This window comes from Pseudomonas sp. NFACC24-1 (assembly GCF_900115235.1).
GTDB classification, from domain to species: Bacteria; Pseudomonadota; Gammaproteobacteria; order Pseudomonadales; family Pseudomonadaceae; genus Aquipseudomonas; species Aquipseudomonas fluorescens_AA.
On record NZ_FOVS01000009.1, the window covers coordinates 53,540 to 70,248 of the forward strand.

Consider the following 16,709-nt stretch of genomic DNA (forward strand, 5'->3'; position numbering starts at 1 on the left):
GACGCCATTTTTCGGGCCTTCCCCCATGGCTAAACCCTTGTTTCACAAGGGGTGGCAGTCTGCTAGCAAATTTTTTGAAAAAAGCCCTCAAGCAAGTTCCCAATCCGACGATAACTATTACGAAGGTTCTCTAGGCCACACCCGGCGGTTGCCAGGGCCGGAAGCCGCAGTACCCAACCAACGAGGAATTCGTCATGGCTTTAACAGTAAACACTAACGTCACATCGTTGAACGTTCAGAAGAACCTGAACAAGGCTTCCGATGCTCTGTCCACTTCGATGACCCGCCTGTCTTCCGGCCTGAAAATCAACAGCGCCAAAGACGACGCCGCCGGCCTGCAGATCGCTACCCGTATGACCTCGCAAATCCGCGGTCAGAACATGGCGATCAAAAACGCCAACGACGGTATCTCCATGGCGCAGACCGCTGAAGGCGCGATGCAGGAGCAGACCAACATTCTGCAACGTATGCGTGAACTGGCCATCCAGTCTCGTAACGACAGCAACAGCGCAGATGACCGTATTGCTCTGAACAAAGAGTTCTCGCAGATGAGCGACGAACTGACCCGTATCGCCAACAGCACCAACCTGAACGGCAAGAACCTGATGGACGGCACCGCGAGCACCATGACCTTCCAGGTCGGTGCTGAAAACGGTTCTGACAACCAGATCACCCTGACTCTGAGCGCCAGCTTCGACGCTGCTACCCTGGGTGTTGACTCGGCGATCACCATCGTTGGTTCCGACAGCGCTACTTCGGAAACCAACTTCTCGGCCGCCATGGATGCAATCACCAGCGCGATCGACACCATCAACAGTGCTCGTGCCGACCTCGGTGCTGCTCAAAACCGTCTCAACAGCACCATCTCCAACCTGCAGAACATCAACGAAAACGCCAGTGCTGCACTGGGTCGCGTACAAGATACCGACTTCGCTGCTGAAACTGCACAACTGACCAAGCAGCAGACTCTGCAGCAAGCGTCTACCTCGGTTCTGGCCCAGGCCAACCAACTGCCATCCGCTGTACTGAAGCTGCTTCAGTAATAGCTGGATGAGTTTTAGCGGGGGAGTGCGCTTGCGTGCTCTCTCGCTTTTTCCGTTCAAGAGGTGATGGACATGGATATGAGCGTGAAGCTGAACTTGTCTTATCCAGCGGCGAAGCCGGCACCTACAGTGGCCGACAAGCCCGTGGAGAAGCCTCAAGCCGACGTTGCTACCCTGACCCCGGTCAAGGAAACTCCTAAGGACGCTGCCGCCGAGCAGGACAAACTCAAGAAGGCCGTTCAGGAAATCGAGAAGTTCGTCCAGTCGGTCAAGCGCAACCTGGAGTTCTCTATTGATGAGCCTTCAGGCAAAGTAGTGGTCAAAGTGATTGCCAGTGGTTCCGGTGAAGTGATTCGCCAGATCCCGAACGAAGAAGTTCTGAAGCTGGCCAACAGTTTGAATGATGCAAACAGCTTGTTGTTCAGCGCCGAAGCCTGACAATCGGCACGAATTTTGTTGTTATGTTCTTTTGGGCGTTGTAAAGGTCAAAAGGCCGGCGACACACTGAAGGGAGTCCCACATGGCAAGTCCAATTCTACCTGGCTTGGGTCTAGGCTCTGGCCTCGATACCACTGCGATCGTCAAGGCGCTGGTCGATTCCGACAAGGCCGCCAAGCAAGGTCAGATCACCCGAGCGACCACGACGACGACCAACAGTATCTCCGGGGTGGGAACCCTGAAGTCGTTGTTGGCGGCGTTCAACACCGCCATGAAGGACTTGTCCAGCACCACGACCCCGCAATTCTCGGGTTTTGCTGCCACATCCTCCGCCCCAGGTGTTGTCACGGCTACCGCCGGCAACTCGGCGGTGAATGGCACTTACGCAATCAAAGTCACAAACCTTGCCACGGCATCCAAGGTCACTTCGGCGGCCTTTGCCGGGGGGACGACCAGTGCCATCCCCAGCGGCACGCTGACGATCGCGCAAAAGGGGGTCAACTACAACCTCAATGTGCCGGATGGTTCGACCTTGCAGTCGGTTCGCGACGCGATCAATGCTGACACTTCGCTCAAGGCCGCTGGCGTCAGTGCCAACATTGTGACCGACTCCTTCGGTTCGCGCCTGGTACTGGGCTCCACCACTACCGGGGCGGGTTCTGATATCTCGGTGAGCGGCATCGCGGGGCTGGAGATCGATGGAACGAATGTCGTAGGTGCCGGCAATACTCCACTGACGGCTACCTCGGCGGGTGCCATCGGTGCTTTGGCCCTGGATGCCAATTTCTCTGTCGATGGCATGGTGCTGACCAGCAAGAGCAATACGGTAAGCACGGCGATTTCCGGATTGACGTTGAATTTGGTCGGAGTGGCAGGCGACGGCACTTCAACCCTAACGGTGGCGCCGAACAACGATGGCCTGAAAGCCTCGATCCAGAAATTCGTCGATGCCTATAACGCGATCGCCAATAGCATCACCGCACTGACCAAGCCGTCGCTCGACAGTGATGGGAAGCTGACGGTGTCGGCAAAATTGACGGGTGACGCGTTGCCGCGCGCTCTGCTGGCATCGATTCGAACGCCTTTGTCTGAAACCGGCGCTGGCGACAAGCTGACGTCGCTGGCCCAGTTGGGTATTACCACCGACCAGAAGACGGGCGCGTTGAACTTCGATACCACCAAGTTCAACACGGCGATGAACGACAAGAAGCTCAGCGGTGAAGTCCAGACGTTGTTCACTGGCACCAATGGCCTGCTGGAGCGCATGGGCAAGGCCATCGAACCCTACAGCCAGACGGGCGGCATCCTCGATCAGCGCACTACGGCGCTGAGCAGGACCCAAACCCGCCTGAAGAACGATCAGGAGGCTTTGGATCGCCGGGTCGAGACCCTGACCGCCACGCTGACCAAAAAGTACAACGACATGGATACCCTGGTCGGCAAGCTGAAGGCGACTGCGAGCAACATCACCTCGATGTTCGAAGCATTGACGGCGCAACAGAAAAACAGCTGATTTTCGACGGATGCAAAAAGCCCGGCAACGTTTTGACAACGTTCCGGGCTTTCGGCTTTTAGGTCTAAAGTTTTTTGACGCAGCGTCGATACGCTGTTTATACGAACCGAAGTTTTTTGATGAGGTAGAACATGAATCCGATGTTAGCCCTTCGCCAATACCAGAAGATTGGCGCCCAGGCGCAAACCTCCGAAGCAAGTCCCCATCGTCTTGTACAGATGCTCATGGAAGGCGGGCTGGATCGTATCGCCCAGGCCAAGGGTGCGATGGAGCGCAAGGATATTGCAAACAGAGGCATCCTGATCAGCAAGGCCATCGGCATCGTCGGTGGTTTGCGTGAAGGCCTGGACCTGGAAAACCAGGCCGAGTCGGTCGCTGAATTGGATGCTCTTTACGCTTACATGATGAAACGTTTGGCCGAAGCCAACGTCAAGGCCGATCCGAAGATCCTCGACGAAGTCGCCGATCTGCTTCGCACGGTCAAGGAAGGCTGGGACGCCATTGCCGCACCTGGTCCGCAATTCTAAGGAGCACGCTCATGAGTCTTGTCCTGCAGCGAATCGAACAAACCCGTGATGCCTTGGTCGATGCCCTGGCCGAGCGAAACTGGGAAGCCATCGGTCAGTTGGACCTGGCTTGCCGTTCCTGCATGGAAGACGTCCTGGGCGAGTCCCAGGTGGATGAGGCGGCGTTGCGGATCAATCTTGAGGAATTGCTGGGGGTGTACCGGCAATTGCTGGAGGCGGCGACAGGAGAGCGTCAGGCGATCGTCGACGAGATGCAGCAGATCCATCAAGCACAGAACGCCGCAAAGGTTTACCATCTGTTCGGTTAATGCTCAGTTAATCCGAGCCCGTTGCGCCATAAATTTGACTGTGCACGGTTTTTTGACTTAACTAGTATCTGTTTACAGATTTAAGGCGTCTACAGGCATGACAAGTCTGCAAGCGTCTAGCTTGCCCCTAATTTCGGGCATTGGGTTGACTAGGGAAGTTGCTATTGCATGTGGCGTGAAACCAAAATTCTGCTGATCGATGACGATAGCGTTCGGCGCCGCGACCTGGCGGTGATCCTGAATTTTCTTGGCGAAGAAAATTTACCCTGCGGAAGCCATGATTGGCAGCAGGCTGTCGGCTCGTTGTCGTCCAGTCGTGAAGTCATCTGTGTCCTTATCGGGACCGTAAATGCTCCCGCAACGCTTTTGGGCTTGCTAAAGACACTCTCAACCTGGGATGAGTTCCTTCCGGTTTTGTTAATGGGAGAAAATTCTTCCCTTGACTTGCCTGAAGACCAGCGTCGCCGGGTACTTTCCACCCTCGAAATGCCGCCCAGCTACAGCAAGCTGCTCGATTCGCTGCACCGCGCGCAGGTTTATCGCGAGATGTACGATCAGGCCCGCGAGCGCGGCAGGCATCGCGAACCCAACCTGTTCCGCAGCCTCGTCGGCACCAGCCGGGCGATCCAGCACGTGCGCCAGATGATGCAGCAGGTCGCCGATACCGACGCCAGCGTGCTGATCCTGGGCGAGTCGGGCACCGGCAAGGAAGTGGTCGCGCGTAACCTGCATTACCACTCCAAGCGCCGCGAAGCGCCATTCGTGCCAGTCAACTGTGGCGCGATCCCGGCCGAGTTGCTGGAAAGCGAACTGTTCGGCCATGAGAAAGGCGCCTTCACCGGCGCGATCACCAGCCGCGCCGGGCGTTTCGAACTGGCCAACGGCGGTACGCTGTTTCTCGACGAGATCGGCGACATGCCGCTGCCGATGCAGGTCAAGCTGTTGCGGGTCCTGCAGGAGCGCACCTTCGAGCGCGTGGGCAGCAACAAGACCCAGAGCGTTGATGTGCGCATCATTGCCGCTACGCACAAGAACCTCGAGAGCATGATCGAGGTCGGCAGTTTCCGCGAAGACCTCTATTACCGCCTCAATGTTTTCCCGATCGAAATGGCGCCACTGCGTGAGCGCGTCGAAGACATACCGTTGCTGATGAACGAACTGATCTCGCGCATGGAGCACGAAAAGCGCGGTTCGATCCGCTTCAATTCGGCGGCGATCATGTCCCTGTGTCGCCATGGTTGGCCGGGTAACGTCCGCGAGTTGGCCAACCTGGTGGAGCGCATGGCGATCATGCACCCGTACGGGGTGATCGGCGTGAATGAGTTGCCGAAGAAATTCCGCTACGTCGACGACGAAGACGAGCAAATGGTCGACAGCCTGCGCAGTGACCTGGAGGAGCGGGTGGCGATCAACGGTCACACGCCGGACTTTACCGCCAATGCCTTGTTGCCGCCCGAAGGCCTGGATCTCAAGGATTACCTGGGCGGCCTTGAACAAGGGCTGATCCAGCAGGCGCTGGACGATGCCAACGGTATCGTGGCCCGCGCGGCAGAACGCCTGCGCATCCGTCGCACCACCCTGGTGGAGAAGATGCGCAAGTACGGCATGAGCCGTCGCGAAGGAGATGAACAGGCGGATGATTGACGCCTGTTTTACAACCGCCTGATTCTTGGGCGGTTTTTTTTCGGCACGGGTATTGCTATAGCCCTCGCAACGTTCCGTTTAACTGACGGTCAGCCAAGCGAGAGAGCACGATGACCCAAGCCGCCCAGATGTCTCCTGTCCCCGAACCGGGACACATGCCGTCCGCCGAACAGGCAGGCCGGCTTGGTCTTGAGCAGGCATTTTCGCTGTTCAGCCAGATGTCCAGCCAACTGACTGATTCCTACAGCCTGCTCGAAGCTCGGGTCACCGAGCTCAAGGGCGAGTTGGCCGTGGTCAGCGCCCAGCGCATGCAGGAGCTGGCGGAAAAGGAACGCCTGGCCAATCGCCTGCAAAATCTCCTCGACCTGTTGCCCGGTGGTGTGATCGTCATCGACGCCCACGGCCGTGTGCGCGAAGCCAACCCGGCGGCCTGCGAGTTGCTCGGCCTGCCCTTGGAGGGCGAGCTGTGGCGGTACGTCATCGCCCGCTGCTTTGCGCCCCGGGACGACGACGGCCATGAAGTGTCCCTCAAGGACGGTCGGCGCCTGTCCATCTCGACGCGCTCGCTGGACGCCGAGCCTGGGCAATTGGTGCTGCTCAATGACTTGACTGAAACCCGTCACCTGCAAGACCAGTTGGCTCGCCACGAGCGCCTGTCTTCCCTGGGGCGGATGGTGGCCTCGCTGGCCCATCAGATTCGTACGCCGCTGTCCGCCGCGCTGCTCTATGCCAGTCACCTGACCGAGCAGCAATTGCCGATGGAAACCCAGCAACGCTTCGCCGGACGCTTGAAAGAGCGCCTGCACGAACTGGAGCACCAGGTGCGGGACATGCTGGTGTTCGCTCGCGGCGAGCTGCCGTTGACCGACCGTGTCACCCCAAAAGCCTTGTTGCAATCGCTGCAGGCCGCGGCGTTGACCCATGTGCAGGAGCTGCCGATCCGCTGGCAGTGCGACAGCCATGTCGGTGAAGTGCTGTGCAACCGCGACACACTGGTGGGCGCGGTGTTGAATCTCATCGAAAACGCGATCCAGGCCAGCCGCGGCGACGTCCGGCTGAAAGTGCACTTGTACACACGGAACAACACCTTGCGCCTGTCTGTCAGCGACAACGGCAGCGGTATCGAGCCGGTCGTGCTGGCGCGCCTGGGCGAGCCATTCTTCACCACCAAGACCACCGGCACGGGCCTGGGCCTGACCGTGGTCAAGGCCGTGGCCCGTGCTCATCAGGGAGAATTGCAGTTGCGCTCGCGGTTGGGCCGTGGCACGTGTGCGACGGTGTGTTTGCCGCTGTTTTCCAATGCGCCAGGGGTGGAGTGAAAGCAATGGCGATCAAGGTGTTGCTGGTTGAGGATGACCGGGCCCTGCGCGAGGCGCTGGCCGATACCCTGGTGCTGGCCGGGCACGACTACGCCGCCGTCGGTTCGGCGGAGGAAGCGCTGCTGGCGGTGGGCCGGGAAGCGTTCAGCCTGGTGGTCAGTGACGTCAACATGCCGGGCATGGACGGCCATCAATTACTCGGCCTGTTACGTGCCCGTCAGCCGCAACTGCCCGTCTTGCTGATGACCGCTCACGGTGCCGTCGAGCGAGCAGTGGACGCCATGCGCCAGGGCGCGGCGGATTACCTGGTCAAGCCGTTCGAGCCAAAAGCATTGCTGGACCTGGTGGCGCGCCATGCCTTGGGCAGTCTCGCGGTCGAGGGCGAAGGCCCGGTGGCCATCGAGCCGGCCAGTGCGCAACTACTGGAATTGGCCGCACGGGTCGCTCGCAGTGATTCAACCGTGTTGATTTCCGGTGAGTCCGGTACGGGTAAGGAAGTGCTGGCCCGCTACATCCATCAACAATCCCGGCGTGCCGGGGAACCGTTCATTGCCATCAATTGCGCGGCGATTCCCGACAACATGCTCGAGGCGACACTGTTCGGCCACGAAAAGGGTTCGTTCACCGGCGCCATCGCGGCCCAGGCCGGCAAGTTCGAGCAGGCCGACGGTGGCACGATCCTGCTCGATGAAATTTCCGAAATGCCGTTGGGCCTGCAAGCCAAGCTGTTGCGGGTATTGCAGGAGCGGGAAGTGGAGCGGGTGGGGGCGCGCAAGCCTATCAGCCTGGATATTCGCGTGGTGGCGACCACCAACCGCGACCTGGCTGGCGAAGTGGCGGCGGGGCGTTTCCGTGAAGACCTCTATTACCGTCTGTCGGTGTTCCCGCTCGCCTGGCGTCCGTTGCGCGAGCGCACCGCCGATATCCTGCCGCTGGCCGAGCGCCTGCTGAACAAACACGTCAATAAAATGAAGCACGCGGCGGCCCGGCTTTCAGCCGAGGCCCGGGCTTGTCTGGTTGCCTACCCGTGGCCGGGCAATGTCCGAGAGCTGGATAACGCCATTCAGCGGGCCTTGATCCTGCAACAGGGCGGTTTGATCCAGCCGGAGGATTTCTGCCTGGCCGGTCCGGTGGCCTGTGCGCCATTGCCCGCATTGGCGCAGGCACCGACCGTAACCCCCGTGCCACCGATGGACGTCGAGGGCGATTCGGTCGGCGCCTTGGGCGATGACCTGCGGCGTCGCGAGTTCCAGATGATCATCGACACTCTGCGCGCCGAGCGCGGTCGTCGCAAGGAGGCCGCCGAACGCCTGGGGATCAGCCCGCGCACCCTGCGCTACAAGTTGGCGCAAATGCGTGACGCCGGCATGGATGTCGAGGCTTATCTGTTCGCCAGTTGAATAAGCCCCAAAACCCCTGTGGGAGCGAGCTTGCTCGCGATAGCGGTGGGTCAGTCAAGTTGGGGGCGGATGTGATGGGGTATCGCGAGCAGGCTCGCTCCCACAATGGGCCTGTGCGCGCATTTGTTTTCCATCGCCATGGAGCTGGCACCCTTGTTGCTAATACCTGAATACCCGCTGAGTAAGTGTCAAAAAAATGCGGGCCGCCAGAGAGAGTAGACCATGAGCCAAGGTATTGAATTTAATCGGTTGATGTTGGACATGCGGGCCATGCAAATGGACGCCATGGCCCAGCCTAAATCGGTCGCGGTCCCCCAGGTGGGTGGCAGCAGCTTTTCCGACATGCTCGGTCAGGCCGTCAATAAAGTGAACGATACCCAGCAGGCGTCGAACCAGTTGGCCAGTGCTTTCGAGATTGGCAAAAGTGGCGTCGACCTGACGGACGTAATGATCTCCTCGCAGAAAGCCAGTGTCTCGTTCCAGGCGCTGACCCAGGTTCGCAACAAACTGGTTCAAGCCTACCAAGACATCATGCAGATGCCGGTTTAAGGAAATTATTGAGTCATGGCAGAAGCAGCCGTTGATAACGTTCCAGCCAAGGCCACTCCGGTAGACGGCAAACCGCCGTTGTTCGGCCTGTCCTTCCTGGAAAATCTCTCCGAGATGACCATGCTGCGTCAGGTGGGCCTGTTGGTCGGCCTGGCTGCCAGCGTGGCGATTGGTTTTGCCGTGGTGCTGTGGTCCCAGCAACCGGACTATCGTCCGCTGTATGGCAGCCTGGCGGGCATGGACGCCAAGCAAGTCATGGAGACCCTGGCTTCCGCCGACATTCCTTACACCGTCGAACCCAATTCCGGCGCCTTGCTGGTCAAGGCCGATGACGTCGCCCGTGCGCGCCTCAAGCTCGCCGCGGCCGGCGTGACGCCGACCGATGGCAACATCGGTTTCGAGATCCTCGACAAGGACCAGGGCCTGGGCACCAGCCAATTCATGGAAGCGACCCGTTATCGTCGCGGCCTGGAAGGTGAGCTGGCGCGGACCATTTCCAGCCTGAACAACGTCAAGGGTGCCCGCGTGCACCTGGCGATTCCGAAAAGCTCGGTGTTCGTGCGCGACGAGCGCAAGCCCAGTGCTTCGGTATTGGTCGAGCTGTATTCGGGCCGTTCCCTGGAGCCAGGCCAGGTCGTGGCCATCGTCAACCTGGTGGCGACCAGCGTACCCGAGCTGAGCAAATCGCAGATCACCGTGGTCGACCAGAAGGGCAACCTGCTGTCCGACCAGGCGGAAAACTCCGAACTGACCATGGCCGGCAAGCAATTCGATTACAGCCGTCGCATGGAAGGCATGCTGACCCAGCGGGTGCACAACATCCTGCAACCGATCCTGGGTAACGATCGCTATAAAGCCGAAGTGTCGGCCGATGTCGACTTCAGCGCCGTCGAGTCCACTTCCGAGCAGTTCAACCCGGATCAGCCGGCGTTGCGCAGCGAGCAGTCGGTGAATGAACAACGCACCGCCAGCAATGGCCCGCAAGGCGTCCCGGGTGCCCTGAGCAACCAGCCGCCGTCGCCGGCCAGCGCGCCGCAAACCACCGGTGGCGCCACGGCGGCCGCCGGCATGGTGCAGCCAGGCCAGCCGCTGATCGATGCCAATGGCCAGCAGATCATGGACCCGGCCACCGGCCAGCCGATGCTGGCGCCGTACCCGGCCGACAAGCGTCAGCAGTCGACCAAGAACTTCGAGCTCGATCGTTCCATCAGCCACACCAAGCAACAGCAGGGCCGTTTGAATCGCTTGTCGGTCGCGGTGGTGGTGGACGATCAGGTCAAGGTCAACCCGGCCAACGGCGAAACCAGTCGTGCGCCATGGAGCGCCGACGAATTGGCGCGCTTTACTCGCCTGGTGCAGGACGCCGTCGGTTTCGACGCCAGCCGCGGCGACAGTGTCAGTGTGATCAACGTGCCGTTCTCCCTGGAGCGCGGTGAAGTGGTCGCCGATATTCCATTTTATTCGCAACCCTGGTTCTGGGATGTGGTCAAGCAAGTATTGGGTGTGCTGTTCATCCTGATACTGGTGTTCGGCGTGCTGCGTCCGGTGCTCAACAACATCACCAATGGCGGCAGGAACAAGCAGTTGGCCGGCCTGGGTGATGTGGAGCTGGGCGGCATGGGCGGCCTGGATGGCGAATTGGCCAATGATCGCGTCAGCCTCGGCGGGCCGCAGAGCATTCTGCTGCCAAGCCCGAGCGAAGGCTATGACGCTCAGTTGAACGCTATCAAGAGTCTGGTGGCAGAAGACCCGGGTCGTGTGGCCCAGGTCGTGAAAGAGTGGATTAACGCAGATGAGTGATAATCGAGCCGCTGTTGCCAAATTGTCCCGGGTCGACAAAGCCGCGATCCTGCTGCTGTCCCTGGGCTCGACCGACGCCGCCCAGGTGCTGCGCCACATGGGGCCCAAGGAGGTCCAGCGCGTGGGCGTGGCCATGGCGCAGATGGGTAACGTGCACCGTGAGCAGGTCGAGCAGGTGATGAGCGAGTTCGTCGACATCGTCGGCGATCAGACCAGCCTGGGCGTGGGTTCCGACGACTACGTGCGCAAGATGCTCACCCAGGCACTGGGCGAGGACAAGGCCAACGGCCTCATCGACCGGATCCTGCTGGGTGGCAATACCAGCGGCCTGGACAGCCTCAAGTGGATGGAGCCGCGGGCGGTTGCCGACGTGATCCGTTACGAGCACCCGCAGATCCAGGCGATCGTGGTGGCTTACCTCGACCCGGACCAGGCTGGCGAAGTGCTGGGCAACTTCGACCACAAGGTGCGCCTGGATATCATCCTGCGCGTTTCTTCGCTCAATACCGTGCAGCCGGCGGCCCTGAAAGAATTGAACCAGATTCTCGAGAAGCAGTTCTCGGGCAACTCCAATGCCTCGCGCACCACCCTGGGTGGCATCAAGCGTGCGGCGGACATCATGAACTTCCTCGACAGTTCGATCGAAGGTCAGTTGATGGACTCGATCCGCGAATTCGACGAAGACCTGTCCGGTCAGATCGAAGACCTCATGTTCGTGTTCAACAACCTGTCCGATGTCGATGATCGTGGTATCCAGGCCCTGTTGCGCGAAGTGTCGTCCGATGTGCTGGTACTGGCCCTCAAGGGCTCGGACGAAGGCGTCAAGGAAAAAATCTTCAAGAACATGTCCAAACGGGCGGCCGAACTGTTGCGCGACGACCTCGAGGCCAAAGGCCCGGTGCGCGTCAGCGATGTGGAAACCGCACAGAAGGAAATCCTCACCATCGCCCGCCGCATGGCCGAAGCCGGGGAGATCGTTCTCGGTGGCAAGGGCGGCGAAGAGATGATCTAAGGTCGTTATGTCTGCCAAGAGTGATGAAGCGCCCAGCGACCTGATCCGCGCCCGGGACGTCGGTGGTTTCGACGTCTGGTCGCTGCCCAGCTTCGACCCTCACGTGCCCGAGCCTGAGCCGGAGCCGGTGGAAGAGCTGCCGGAAATGGAGGAGGTGCCGCTGGAAGAAGTCCAGCCACTGACCCTCGAGGAAGTCGAGAGCATTCGCCAGGAAGCCTATAACGAAGGCTTTGCCGTGGGGGAAAAGGAAGGCTTCCACAGCACCACGCTCAAGGTCCGCCAGGAAGCCGATGTGGCGCTGACGGCCAAGCTCCGTGCGTTGGAATCGCTGATGCTCAACCTGTTCGACCCCATCGCCGAGCAGGACACCCAGATCGAGAAATCCCTGGTGGGCCTGGTGCAACACATCGCCAAGCAAGTGATCCAGCGCGAACTGGCCATCGATTCGAGTCAGATCGAACACGTCATGCGTGAAGCGCTCAAGTTGTTGCCGTTGGGCGTGGGTAACGTGCGGCTGTACATCAATCCCCAGGACTTCGAACTGGTCAAGGCCCTGCGCGAGCGCCATGAAGAAACCTGGCGCATCGTCGAGGACGCGGCGCTGCTGCCGGGCGGTTGCCGGGTGGAAACCGAACACAGCCGCATCGACGCCACCGTTGAAACCCGCATCAGCCAGATCATGGCCAAGTTATTCGACCAACTGCACGAACAGGCCCTGCACCCGGCCGCCGCCGACCTGAGCCTGGAGTTGCCGGACGATCCCCAGATCAGTGCCGATGCCGCGCCGGCCGATGTGGAGCTGCAGGTGCCTGAATTGGACGCTTCCGTACCGGACAACCGCGATGCGCCTTGAGCGAACCAGCTTCGGCAAGCGCCTGGGCAGCTACGCCGAGGCCAGTGAGCTGGCCGGCCAACCGATCCTGGAAGGTCGCCTGCTGCGCATGGTCGGCCTGACCCTCGAAGCCGAGGGTCTGCGTGCCGCCATGGGTAGCCGCTGCATGGTGATCAATGACGACAGCTACCACCCCGTGCAGGTCGAAGCCGAAGTCATGGGCTTCTCCGGCAGCAAGGTCTTCCTGATGCCGGTGGGCAGCGTCGCCGGCATCGCGCCCGGCGCGCGCGTCGTGCCCCTGGCCGACAATGGTCGCCTGCCCATGGGCATGAGCATGCTCGGGCGCGTGCTGGACGGGGCCGGGCGCGCGCTGGACGGCAAGGGCGGCATGAAGGCCGAGGATTGGGTGCCGATGGACGGCCCGACGATCAACCCCCTCAAGCGTGACCCCATCAGCGTGCCGCTGGACGTGGGTATCCGTTGCATCAACGGTTTATTGACGGTCGGTCGCGGCCAACGCCTGGGGCTGTTTGCCGGTACTGGGGTGGGCAAGAGTGTGCTGTTGGGCATGATGACCCGCTTCACCGAAGCCGACATCATCGTGGTGGGGCTGATCGGTGAACGGGGCCGTGAGGTCAAGGAATTCATCGAGCACATCCTCGGCGAGGAAGGGCTCAAGCGTTCGGTGGTGGTGGCTTCGCCAGCGGACGATGCGCCGTTGATGCGGCTGCGGGCTGCCATGTATTGCACGCGCATCGCCGAGTATTTCCGCGACAAGGGCAAGAATGTCCTGTTGCTGATGGATTCGCTGACCCGCTTCGCCCAGGCCCAGCGGGAAATCGCCCTGGCCATTGGCGAACCGCCGGCCACCAAGGGCTATCCGCCTTCGGTGTTCGCCAAGCTGCCGAAACTGGTGGAGCGCGCCGGCAATGCGGAAAAGGGTGGCGGCTCGATCACCGCGTTCTATACCGTGTTGTCCGAAGGTGACGACCAGCAAGACCCCATCGCCGACTCGGCCCGGGGTGTGCTCGACGGTCACATCGTGCTGTCCAGGCGCCTGGCCGAAGAAGGTCACTATCCGGCCATCGATATCGAGGCGTCCATCAGCCGGGTCATGCCGTCGGTGATCAGTGCCGAACACATGAAGCGGGCCCAGCAGTTCAAGCAGTACTGGTCGCGTTACCAGCAAAGCCGTGACCTGATCAGCGTCGGTGCCTATGTGCCCGGCGGTGACCGCGAGACCGACACCGCCATCAGTCTCTACCCGGCCATGGCCGTCTACCTGCGCCAAAGCTTGAACGACAACATCGGCATGGGCGCCAGCGAGGCGCACTTGCAGACTATTTTCGCGCCGGTCTCAGGCACGTAACCGGCCATGGCCACGAGTCGTGCGGCGCGCCTGGCACCCGTTGTGGACATGGCGGAAAAGGCCGAGAAGACTGCCGTCCAGCGACTGGCGTATTTCCAGGGGCAAGTGGCCGTTGCCGAGAGCAAACTGGCAGACCTGGAAAACTTTCGACTCGAATACCAGGAGCAGTGGATTGCCCGGGGCAGCCACGGGGTGTCCGGGCAATGGTTGCTGGGTTACCAGGGGTTCCTGGCACAACTGGGTACCGCCATCGACCAGCAGCGCCAGAGCCTGGTCTGGCACCAGAACAACCTGGAGAAGGCTCGCCAGAGCTGGCAAGAGGCGTTTGCCCGAGTCGAAGGGTTGCGCAAACTGGTGCAGCGTTATATCGATGAAGCGCGACAGTTGGAAGACAAGCGCGAACAGAAACTGCTCGATGAGCTGTCCCAGCGCCTGCCACGCCAGAACCCCTACTGATGCGAAATGAGGATTTTGTCGGATGAACGAGGCAAAACCTTGCTCAGAGCTGTACCAGATGCTACACCTTGTACACGTATGTCCATGACAAGGAAGCCGATCATGTCAGTCGTTACCGAAGTATCCCCCGATGGGCATAAGCTGACGATTTCGATCAAAGGTCGATTCGATTTCGGGCGGCATCAGGAGTTTCGTGAGTCCTATGAGCGGCTCGATACGAAACCCGAGTCCATCGTGGTGGATTTGAAGGAAGCCACTTATCTCGACAGTTCCGCCTTGGGCATGCTCCTGCTGTTGCGCGATCATGCTGGCGGCGATGAGTCGGATATCCGAGTCGTCAACAGCAGTTCCGACGTCAAGAAAATCCTCGCGATCTCCAATTTCGACAAGCTGTTCGACATCAGTTGATCGCCATGCAATCGTCGTCGGAGCCACTGACGGTCCTGATTGCCGAAGACAGTGCCGCTGATCGACTGCTGTTGTCGACCATTGTCCGCCGCCAGGGTCACCACGTGCTCACCGCGGCCAATGGCGCCGAAGCGGTCGACGCCTATCTGGAACAGCGTCCGCACCTGGTGCTGATGGACGCGATGATGCCCGTGATGGACGGCTTCGAAGCCGCACAGAGAATCAAGCAACTGGCTGGGGACCAATTGGTCCCGATCATTTTCCTCACCTCACTGACTGAGAGCGAAGCCCTGGCCCGTTGCCTGGAAGCGGGCGGCGACGACTTCCTGGCCAAGCCCTACAACCAAGTAATCCTGGCGGCCAAGATCAAGGCCATGGACCGCTTGCGCCGGTTGCAGGCCACGGTGGTGGAGCAGCGCGACCAGATCGCCCGGCACCATGACTATCTGCTCAACGAACAACGGGTCGCCAAGGCCGTGTTCGACAAGATCGCCCACTCCGGCTGCCTGAGCGCGCCGAACATCCGCTACCTGCAATCACCTTACGCCTTGTTCAATGGCGACTTGCTGCTGGCCGCGTTCAACCCGGCCGGCGACATGCACGTCTTGCTGGGGGATTTCACCGGGCACGGTTTGCCGGCGGCGGTCGGGGCGATGCCGCTGGCGGAAGTGTTCTACGGGATGACGGCCAAGGGCTACGGCCTGGCGCAGATCCTGCGGGAGATGAATGCCAAGCTCAAGCGCATCCTGCCGGTGGACATGTTCTGTTGCGCAACGCTGTTGTGCCTCAGTTTCCAGCGTTGCACGGTGGAAATCTGGAACGGTGGCATGCCCGATGGTTACCTGCATGACAGCCTCAGCGGCGAGCGTACGCCATTGCCGGCGCGGCACCTGCCGTTGGGCGTGCTCGCGCCGCACTTGTTCGATGACCGCACCGAAGTGCATTCGATGTCCCTGGGGGACCGGGTGTTCCTGTTGTCCGATGGCGTAATAGAGACCAGTGACCGCGATGATCAGCCGTTTGGCGTGGAGCGGTTGCAGCAGGTGTTTTCGGCCAACCGTGAACCTGACCGTCTTTTCGAGGACATCCAACAGGCCCTGCGGGATTTTCGCGGTGAGGCCCGTGATGACTTCAGCATGGTCGAGGTGCGGCTGGTCGCACCGACGCAACTCAATCCGCCACCCCCGGTATATTCCGATAGCGGACAGTCCAGCCCACTGGACTGGTCGGTGAGTTTCGAGTTCCGGGCGCAGACCCTCAAGCGCTTCAACCCGATGCCCTACCTGTTGCAGTTGCTGCTTGAGGTCCATGGGCTCAGGGCGCAGAGTGGTGCTCTTTATAGTGTCATGTCTGAGCTCTACTCCAATGCCCTGGATCACGGGGTGCTGGGGCTCGACTCGAGCCTCAAGTGTGATGCGGCGGGTTTTGCTCGCTACTACAGCGAACGTAATACGCGCCTGGATGAACTGAGCGACGGTTACGTGCGGGTGCACTTGCACGTTTCGCCAAACGGCGAGGGTGGTCGCCTGGCCATCGAGGTCGAAGACAGCGGCGAGGGTTTCGATGTCGCCCGGGTGCTGGCACGCCCCGTGGACAGTGATCGGTTGTCGGGGCGCGGCGTGGGCCTGGTGCGCCAGTTGAGCCACCAGGCCCGCTGGTCAGACGATGGTCGTAGTGCGCGCGTGGAGTTTTTCTGGGAGGCTCTGGCATAATTGGCGTCATTCTTGATCAGGGAGCGAGCAAGTGAACGAGATTCATCTGGACCGCGACGTGCTCAGCACGTTGAAGGAAGTCATGGAGGAGGGGTATCTGGAGTTGCTGGATACGTTTCTCAACGACTCCGAGGCTCGCCTGCGCGTGCTGCATGAAGCGCGGGACGCTGAAAAATTGAGCGCCACCGCCCACAGCTTCAAGGGCAGCAGCAGTAACATGGGCGCCATCCGCCTGGCCGAGCTGTGCGGCGAACTGGAACAGCGTGCCAAGCAGCCTTCATTGGGCGGTATCGAGAATCTGGTCAACGAAATCGACAGCGAGTTCGCCCATGTCCGCAAGCTTTGCCGGGAAGAGCGTGAAGGCTTTCACTGCTGAGAT

The 16,709-nt window shown here is 60.5% G+C and carries 17 protein-coding genes; all 17 read left to right on the forward strand.

Annotated elements, in window-relative coordinates; translation table 11 throughout:
• Nucleotides 1-194: 194 nt before the first annotated feature.
• Nucleotides 195-1,043: a flagellin domain-containing protein gene (locus tag BM317_RS10715; protein ID WP_053178496.1), complete on the forward strand. Its 849-nt coding sequence runs from the start codon at nucleotides 195-197 to the stop codon at nucleotides 1,041-1,043.
• Between the two features lie 72 nt (nucleotides 1,044-1,115).
• A complete protein-coding gene (locus BM317_RS10720; RefSeq protein WP_072408533.1) occupies nucleotides 1,116-1,481 on the forward strand; it encodes a flagellar protein FlaG in 366 nt (121 codons plus the stop codon).
• 82 nt (nucleotides 1,482-1,563) lie between these two features.
• Nucleotides 1,564-2,994, forward strand: a complete 1,431-nt coding sequence (gene fliD / locus BM317_RS10725; protein ID WP_092167425.1) for a flagellar filament capping protein FliD — start codon at nucleotides 1,564-1,566, stop codon at nucleotides 2,992-2,994.
• 131 nt (nucleotides 2,995-3,125) lie between these two features.
• The gene (gene fliS / locus BM317_RS10730; protein WP_060738652.1) at nucleotides 3,126-3,521 is read left to right on the forward strand and encodes a flagellar export chaperone FliS; all 396 of its coding nucleotides are present in this window, start codon (nucleotides 3,126-3,128) and stop codon (nucleotides 3,519-3,521) included.
• A gap of 11 nt (nucleotides 3,522-3,532) precedes the next feature.
• A complete protein-coding gene (locus tag BM317_RS10735) occupies nucleotides 3,533-3,829 on the forward strand; it encodes a flagellar protein FliT (RefSeq protein ID WP_003199075.1) in 297 nt (98 codons plus the stop codon).
• Nucleotides 3,830-3,997: 168 nt separating this feature from the next.
• On the forward strand, nucleotides 3,998-5,473 hold the full coding sequence (locus BM317_RS10740) for a sigma-54 dependent transcriptional regulator (RefSeq protein ID WP_003199076.1): 1,476 nt from the start codon (nucleotides 3,998-4,000) through the stop codon (nucleotides 5,471-5,473).
• 128 nt (nucleotides 5,474-5,601) lie between these two features.
• A complete protein-coding gene (locus BM317_RS10745) occupies nucleotides 5,602-6,792 on the forward strand; it encodes a sensor histidine kinase (protein ID WP_256574124.1) in 1,191 nt (396 codons plus the stop codon).
• 5 nt (nucleotides 6,793-6,797) lie between these two features.
• Nucleotides 6,798-8,192, forward strand: coding sequence for a sigma-54-dependent response regulator transcription factor FleR (gene fleR, locus BM317_RS10750; protein WP_092167431.1), 1,395 nt, complete (start codon nucleotides 6,798-6,800; stop codon nucleotides 8,190-8,192).
• A 222-nt stretch (nucleotides 8,193-8,414) separates the two neighbouring features.
• Entirely contained in the window at nucleotides 8,415-8,741 is a 327-nt protein-coding gene (fliE, locus tag BM317_RS10755; protein WP_003199082.1) for a flagellar hook-basal body complex protein FliE, read from the forward strand.
• A gap of 15 nt (nucleotides 8,742-8,756) precedes the next feature.
• The gene (gene fliF, locus BM317_RS10760) at nucleotides 8,757-10,541 is read left to right on the forward strand and encodes a flagellar basal-body MS-ring/collar protein FliF (protein ID WP_060738649.1); all 1,785 of its coding nucleotides are present in this window, start codon (nucleotides 8,757-8,759) and stop codon (nucleotides 10,539-10,541) included.
• On the forward strand, nucleotides 10,534-11,553 hold the full coding sequence (fliG, locus tag BM317_RS10765) for a flagellar motor switch protein FliG (RefSeq protein ID WP_003199086.1): 1,020 nt from the start codon (nucleotides 10,534-10,536) through the stop codon (nucleotides 11,551-11,553). Before fliF ends, fliG begins: the two co-directional genes overlap by 8 nt.
• A gap of 7 nt (nucleotides 11,554-11,560) precedes the next feature.
• Nucleotides 11,561-12,406, forward strand: a complete 846-nt coding sequence (gene fliH / locus BM317_RS10770; RefSeq protein ID WP_092167434.1) for a flagellar assembly protein FliH — start codon at nucleotides 11,561-11,563, stop codon at nucleotides 12,404-12,406.
• Complete coding sequence (gene fliI, locus BM317_RS10775; protein ID WP_003199089.1) at nucleotides 12,396-13,754, forward strand: flagellar protein export ATPase FliI; 1,359 nt, start codon at nucleotides 12,396-12,398, stop codon at nucleotides 13,752-13,754. The genes fliH and fliI overlap by 11 nt, the downstream gene beginning before the upstream one ends.
• A 6-nt stretch (nucleotides 13,755-13,760) precedes the next feature.
• Nucleotides 13,761-14,210, forward strand: a complete 450-nt coding sequence (fliJ, locus tag BM317_RS10780; protein WP_053182982.1) for a flagellar export protein FliJ — start codon at nucleotides 13,761-13,763, stop codon at nucleotides 14,208-14,210.
• 102 nt (nucleotides 14,211-14,312) lie between these two features.
• On the forward strand, nucleotides 14,313-14,618 hold the full coding sequence (locus BM317_RS10785; RefSeq protein ID WP_072408521.1) for an STAS domain-containing protein: 306 nt from the start codon (nucleotides 14,313-14,315) through the stop codon (nucleotides 14,616-14,618).
• 5 nt (nucleotides 14,619-14,623) lie between these two features.
• A complete protein-coding gene (locus BM317_RS10790) occupies nucleotides 14,624-16,330 on the forward strand; it encodes an ATP-binding SpoIIE family protein phosphatase (RefSeq protein WP_092167440.1) in 1,707 nt (568 codons plus the stop codon).
• Between the two features lie 31 nt (nucleotides 16,331-16,361).
• The gene (locus tag BM317_RS10795; protein ID WP_053178502.1) at nucleotides 16,362-16,706 is read left to right on the forward strand and encodes an Hpt domain-containing protein; all 345 of its coding nucleotides are present in this window, start codon (nucleotides 16,362-16,364) and stop codon (nucleotides 16,704-16,706) included.
• Nucleotides 16,707-16,709: the final 3 nt, after the last annotated feature.

Excerpts from the sequence above, each read along its gene's own strand:
- fliJ (WP_053182982.1), top strand. The coding sequence starts at position 13,761 with ATGGCCACGAGTCGTGCGGCGCGCCTGGCACCCGTTGTGGACATGGCG.
- fliE (WP_003199082.1), top strand. The coding sequence starts at position 8,415 with ATGAGCCAAGGTATTGAATTTAATCGGTTGATGTTGGACATGCGGGCC.
- BM317_RS10790 (WP_092167440.1), top strand. The coding sequence starts at position 14,624 with ATGCAATCGTCGTCGGAGCCACTGACGGTCCTGATTGCCGAAGACAGT.
- BM317_RS10720 (WP_072408533.1), top strand. The coding sequence starts at position 1,116 with ATGGATATGAGCGTGAAGCTGAACTTGTCTTATCCAGCGGCGAAGCCG.
- BM317_RS10785 (WP_072408521.1), top strand. The coding sequence starts at position 14,313 with ATGTCAGTCGTTACCGAAGTATCCCCCGATGGGCATAAGCTGACGATT.
- BM317_RS10745 (WP_256574124.1), top strand. The coding sequence starts at position 5,602 with ATGTCTCCTGTCCCCGAACCGGGACACATGCCGTCCGCCGAACAGGCA.
- fliI (WP_003199089.1), top strand. The coding sequence starts at position 12,396 with ATGCGCCTTGAGCGAACCAGCTTCGGCAAGCGCCTGGGCAGCTACGCC.
- BM317_RS10740 (WP_003199076.1), top strand. The coding sequence starts at position 3,998 with ATGTGGCGTGAAACCAAAATTCTGCTGATCGATGACGATAGCGTTCGG.
- fliF (WP_060738649.1), top strand. The coding sequence starts at position 8,757 with ATGGCAGAAGCAGCCGTTGATAACGTTCCAGCCAAGGCCACTCCGGTA.
- BM317_RS10735 (WP_003199075.1), top strand. The coding sequence starts at position 3,533 with ATGAGTCTTGTCCTGCAGCGAATCGAACAAACCCGTGATGCCTTGGTC.
- BM317_RS10715 (WP_053178496.1), top strand. The coding sequence starts at position 195 with ATGGCTTTAACAGTAAACACTAACGTCACATCGTTGAACGTTCAGAAG.
- fliS (WP_060738652.1), top strand. The coding sequence starts at position 3,126 with ATGAATCCGATGTTAGCCCTTCGCCAATACCAGAAGATTGGCGCCCAG.
- fliH (WP_092167434.1), top strand. The coding sequence starts at position 11,561 with ATGTCTGCCAAGAGTGATGAAGCGCCCAGCGACCTGATCCGCGCCCGG.
- fliD (WP_092167425.1), top strand. The coding sequence starts at position 1,564 with ATGGCAAGTCCAATTCTACCTGGCTTGGGTCTAGGCTCTGGCCTCGAT.
- fliG (WP_003199086.1), top strand. The coding sequence starts at position 10,534 with ATGAGTGATAATCGAGCCGCTGTTGCCAAATTGTCCCGGGTCGACAAA.
- fleR (WP_092167431.1), top strand. The coding sequence starts at position 6,798 with ATGGCGATCAAGGTGTTGCTGGTTGAGGATGACCGGGCCCTGCGCGAG.